The organism is Candidatus Omnitrophota bacterium (assembly GCA_013791745.1).
In the GTDB taxonomy this organism is placed as follows: domain Bacteria; phylum CG03; class CG03; order CG03; family CG03; genus CG03.
This window is the reverse complement of the sequence record VMTH01000168.1, coordinates 1-4,687: the sequence shown is the minus strand read 5'-3', so window position 1 is coordinate 4,687 and position 4,687 is coordinate 1. Positions and strand designations below refer to the sequence as shown.

At 51.2% G+C, this 4,687-nt stretch carries 7 protein-coding genes; 4 read left to right on the top strand and 3 right to left on the bottom strand.

The window, feature by feature from the left end:
• The 3 genes from FP827_08580 to FP827_08570 form a co-directional block, all read right to left on the bottom strand.
• Positions 1 to 472: hypothetical protein (locus tag FP827_08580; GenBank protein MBA3053118.1), on the bottom strand; the 472-nt coding region annotated here is incomplete at its 3' end.
• A 177-nt stretch (positions 473 to 649) separates the two neighbouring features.
• Positions 650 to 1,852 (bottom strand): hypothetical protein, encoded by a 1,203-nt coding sequence (locus FP827_08575; protein MBA3053117.1) that lies wholly within the window; start codon positions 1,850 to 1,852, stop codon positions 650 to 652.
• Positions 1,845 to 2,228 (bottom strand): response regulator, encoded by a 384-nt coding sequence (locus FP827_08570; protein MBA3053116.1) that lies wholly within the window; start codon positions 2,226 to 2,228, stop codon positions 1,845 to 1,847. Before FP827_08570 ends, FP827_08575 begins: the two co-directional genes overlap by 8 nt.
• A gap of 191 nt (positions 2,229 to 2,419) precedes the next feature.
• Here FP827_08570 and FP827_08565 point away from each other — a divergent pair, with 191 nt between their 5' ends.
• The 4 genes from FP827_08565 to FP827_08550 all read left to right on the top strand — a co-directional run.
• Complete coding sequence (locus tag FP827_08565; protein ID MBA3053115.1) at positions 2,420 to 2,767, top strand: DNA-binding protein; 348 nt, start codon at positions 2,420 to 2,422, stop codon at positions 2,765 to 2,767.
• A gap of 4 nt (positions 2,768 to 2,771) precedes the next feature.
• Entirely contained in the window at positions 2,772 to 4,151 is a 1,380-nt protein-coding gene (locus tag FP827_08560; GenBank protein ID MBA3053114.1) for a glucose-6-phosphate isomerase, read from the top strand.
• 70 nt (positions 4,152 to 4,221) lie between these two features.
• Positions 4,222 to 4,500: a DUF3467 domain-containing protein gene (locus FP827_08555; protein MBA3053113.1), complete on the top strand. Its 279-nt coding sequence runs from the start codon at positions 4,222 to 4,224 to the stop codon at positions 4,498 to 4,500.
• The coding region (locus FP827_08550; protein MBA3053112.1) for a hypothetical protein at positions 4,497 to 4,687 on the top strand (191 nt) is incomplete at its 3' end. The genes FP827_08555 and FP827_08550, both read left to right, overlap by 4 nt.

Sequence of the window (4,687 nt, the reverse complement as noted above, 5' to 3'; positions counted from 1 at the left end):
GTTTTGACTCGGTGGCGCCTTTGTGTATGTGTTCATCCAGAGACGCCTGCAGTTTTTTCGTATTCTTCAGATACTCTTCGCGGGACTTTTCAAAAAGTTCTTTTTCCGTCCGGAGCTGTTTTTCAAATTCCGCCTGTTTGGCCGTCACGAGACTCTCTATCATGTTTCTCCGCGCGTCCAGTTCTTTTGTCACTTCGGCGATGCGTGCTTTTTCCATTTCCAGTGACTGGAATTCGTCTTTCAGCTGGTTTTTGATCTCGCCCGAGCGCTTCTCCATGTAATTGCGCACGGCCCTGATCTCAATGTCTTTTAAGCGGATATCGTCCTGCAGTTTCGTCTGTGTTTTCTGGAATTCTGTTTTTTCCGCGGCGATATCGTCCCGGAGTTTTGATATCTGGCGGGAGAGCACATCTTTTTGCAGATTTAAGATCTCTGCCTGTTTTCGCAGCGATAATTTTTCCTGATCTTCCATATAATAATCCCTGAGCCCCGGCTCATGAGGCCGCGGCTACATTTTTTAATGATAACAAATTTGGCCGTAAAACAATACAGCCAGCGTAAAATATCGCTGAAATTCAGTTAACGAGGAAAACTTTAATTTTGCTTAGCTCTGCCGTGTGCATTGTTGGGATTACGCGAGGGAATGGGGTCAGCCGATTATAAGGTCGTCTTTGCCGGATATTCCTGTCAGGGCATTGAGTTTGTCGCGGAGTTTCGCGTCAAGCGCGGGGCTGTTGAGTTTGATAAGGGCGTTGTTGAGGAGGTCCGCTCCCTCGGGGTCCGCTTTCTTCATGACTTCGGCGGCAATAGCCAGGCTCTTTTCCGCGCTCATCAATTGTATGAGACGGCAGAATATCTTTATGCCGTCAAGGCCTTTGGGCGCTTCCTGCTCCAGCAGCCCGACGGCTTCATCGGCGCTGTATTTGTGCAGGGCTTTTATCGCCCGTATTTTCAGCTCTATATCACTATCGTTCAGAAAAGGCTCAAGAAGTGTCCGCGCCACGCTGCTCTCGGTGCTGTCCTCGCTGGACAGCTCCGCCTCTATTATGCCTATGCCTTCGTATTTTGTGTCGTTGTCGGGATATATAAGGGGAATTCTTCTGGCTTTTTGCTTCAGGCCCATGGGCTTTTGGGCGGCCATGACCAGCGAGTGGTGTTTGTTGACGGCATAGCGCGCGATCAGAAAAGCCGCGAACACAAGCAGAGCCGCCGCGGCTGTGACGGCGAGGGCAGTAAGGACAAAGGCCAGTTTTATGCTTGACATACTTTCGGATATCGTCCTGTTTATGGAAAGAGCGGTTTTCTGCACCGTCTCTTCTGATATTCCTGAGTCCGAGGATGATTTTTTTTCTATGGCAGAGGCGAGTTTTTCCAGTTTCCGTATCAGTTCCAGCTGTTGTTTTATATAGACGCCATTGAGCGGAAACGGCGCCGGAGCAGGGGCAGGCCTCGTCGCAGGAGGCGGCTCTGCGGCTTTGACTTCTTTTTCCGGCACAGTCTCGCGCGCCGGATAAGATCCGAGATCTTTCACCGTGTCTTTAAGTTCTTTAAGAGTGAGGTCGTCGGGAGAGAGACTCAGCGCCCGGCTGAAAGCGTATTCCGCGGCGTTGTAGTTTTCCTTAAAGCTCATATCCAGGCCGAGTTCGGTCAGATATCTGATGAGTTCAGCTTTTTCGCCGTCGTCGCCGGTCCTGGCGTATTCTTCTTCCGATGCCGCCACCGCCTCGGCGAACTTTCCCTGTTTATACAGTCTTTCCGATTTCTCAGAGGCGGAGGCCGGGGGAATGAGCGGCGCGATAAAAAAGGCGACTGCGGCCGCCGCCACGGCCTTGCGGCGAAAAAAATCAGTCACTGAATATTTCGGCTATTTTCGCGCGCAGGTCTTTCATGAAAAAGGGTTTTTCAAAAATAGCCTTCACCTGCGATGAGCCCTCGCCCATGAGTTTCGTTATGGCGGTTTTGCCTGTCATTATTATGATGGGGATTCCGGCTGTTTCCTTAATTCCGGCGAGTTTGCCGATGGTTGTTATGCCGTCCTGTCCGGGCATGACCACATCCATTATTATCAGGTCGGGGATATGGGCTTCGGCGAGTGCCTGGCCCACAAGGCCGTTTTCGGCCTCGAGCACCGCGAAACCGTCATTTGTGAGCACACTCTTGAGCACCATGCGGGTTTCGGGAGAATCATCACAGATGAGAACGGTTTTTACCGATATTTTTCTTGCCATTCTATGGTTTTTCTCCTAAATCAAACTGCGGTGACGGCAACGCTCTGCCGGGTACCGACGGTTTTCTCTTTACTGAATTACACTGGTGATTTTACATAAACTCATTTTACAAGTCAAATGGATTTGATATAATCAGCGGGAATACGGAACATGCGTTTTTTCTGTTTTGACAGAAGGTTTGGGGAAGTTTTATGAAACAAATAAAAATAAAAATCGAAGAAGGCGAAAAGCTTGTCGCTTCCCTTGAGAGGCGGCTCGCTGAAAAGGGCGTAAAGGAAGCCGTTATCGTTTCCTGTGTGGGAGCTCTTATGGATTTTGAGCTCGTCACCATTCATCAGGATTCGGATAAGATCCCGCCGGATCATTATCAAAAACACTTTGATCTGAAAGCCGAGCTCCTGGGTAACGGGAGCGTCAGCGGCGGAGTCGTCCATCTGCATGTGGTTTGCGGCCTTGACGGCGGCAAGGCCCTCGCGGGGCATCTGGTTGAAGCAACGGTGACTTATTTCGCCCAGATAACATTATTAACGGAGGTGTGAGCTTATGAAAGCGTCAAAAAAGTCTTTTTCAAAAAGAATAAGCGTTGATTACGCTCCCGCGATGAGGGATTCCATAGGCGCGCAGGGCCTCGGCGGGGCCGAATTGAGAAAAATAGCCCCGTCTGTGCGGGCCGCCGTGAAAAAACTGAACGCCCGGCGGAAATCCGGCGAGGTCGGTTTTGCCGAATTGCCGCGGGATTCCAAAAACGCCTCGGCTATAATCAAATACGCCGATAAGCTCAAAGGTAAATGCGGCTGTTTCGTTGTTCTGGGCATAGGCGGAAGCGCCCTCGGACCCCGCGCCCTGATAGACGCTCTCGCCCCGTCTTTTTACAATCTGAGAGACGCCGCCGGACGCGGCGGCAGGCCCCGGATAGTCATAGCCGACAACATATCACCTGAATTTGTGAGATCAGTTTTTGAGATCGCTCCTCTTTCAAACACGGTTTTCAATGTTATAACGAAATCAGGCACCACGAGCGAGACCCTTTCGGTTTTCGCCGCGGCGCTCGAAGGCCTTAAAAAGAAAACCGGCAGATCATGGAAAAAGCATGTGGTGATAACGACGGATCCCGAGAAGGGTTTCCTGCGCGAATTCGCGCGGGAACACGGCATTGAATCTTTTTCCATCCCCTCCAATGTGGGCGGGCGTTTCAGCGGCCTGTCTTCGGTGGGCCTGCTTCCGGCCGCTGTGGCCGGGATAGATATCAAAAAACTTTTGAAAGGCGCTTCCGACGCTGAAAAAATATGTTTTCAGGAAGACCTCCTGTCAAATCCCGCCGCTCTTTACGCGGCCGTGCATTATCTTTTCTATAAAAAGGGCCGGCGCATAAATGTTTTTATGCCTTACGAGGAAAAGCTCGCCACGGTGAGCGACTGGTTCGCACAGCTGTGGGCGGAATCCCTGGGAAAGAAAAAAGACCTGAAGGGCAAAGATGTTTTCGTGGGGCCCACGCCGGTGAAAGCCAAAGGCGTCACCGATCAGCATTCCCAGCTGCAGCTCTACACCGAAGGCCCGCAGGACAAAGTCGTCACGCTCCTGTCGGTGGAAGATATAGATTCCTTTAAAGTCCCGAAGATGGGAGATTTCATCTTCGGCGGGCGGGACATCGCGGAACTCTTCAAGGCCGAGGAAGCGGGCACGGCTCTTTCTCTCACCGAGGCGAGACGGCCGGTCGTGGTAATAAAAATGCCGAAGGTGTCAGCCGAATATGTGGGACAGCTCATAATGATGCTTGAGGCGGCCACCGCGATATACGGCGAGATGCTGGGGATCAACACTTTTGACCAGCCGGGCGTGGAATACGGGAAGGTCATCGCCAAAAAAATACTTGCCGGCGCCGGAAAAGTGCCGGGCAATAGGGGAAATAAATATCGTGTCTGAGATAAAACGCTACAGCAAAGGCGCTCACAGTTTTGTGAAATGGGACAAGCACACCAAGGAGGTGAAGAAGATGAATCGCGAAGAAAGGAAGATACAGATAGAGATAGACAAGGATATACAGAAAGGCGTTTACGCGAACATGGCGCTCATAAGCCACACGAAAGAGGAAATTATTTTTGATTTCGCCTTTCTTCAGCCCCAGCAGCCCAAGGCCAGCGTTGTCAGCAGGGTGATAATGAGCCCGGCGCACGCCAAGAGATTCATGCAGGCGGCCGCGGAGAACCTGAAAAGATACGAGAGCTCCTTCGGAGAGGTTTCTCCTTCCAGAGAGAACAAAATAGGCTTTTGATGGTTTTTTTCCAGTGGCTGGCTGTTGTTATGTGGGCAAAACTTATATATTATCTGTCGGATATGCCGGGGATGGACATGGGCCTGGGCATCTGGGATTTTTTTGTCAGGAAGTCGGCTCATGTGTTTGAGTTCGCTTATCTGACGGCGCTGATATATCTGGCGGCGGAAAATTCCGCCAGGGGGCG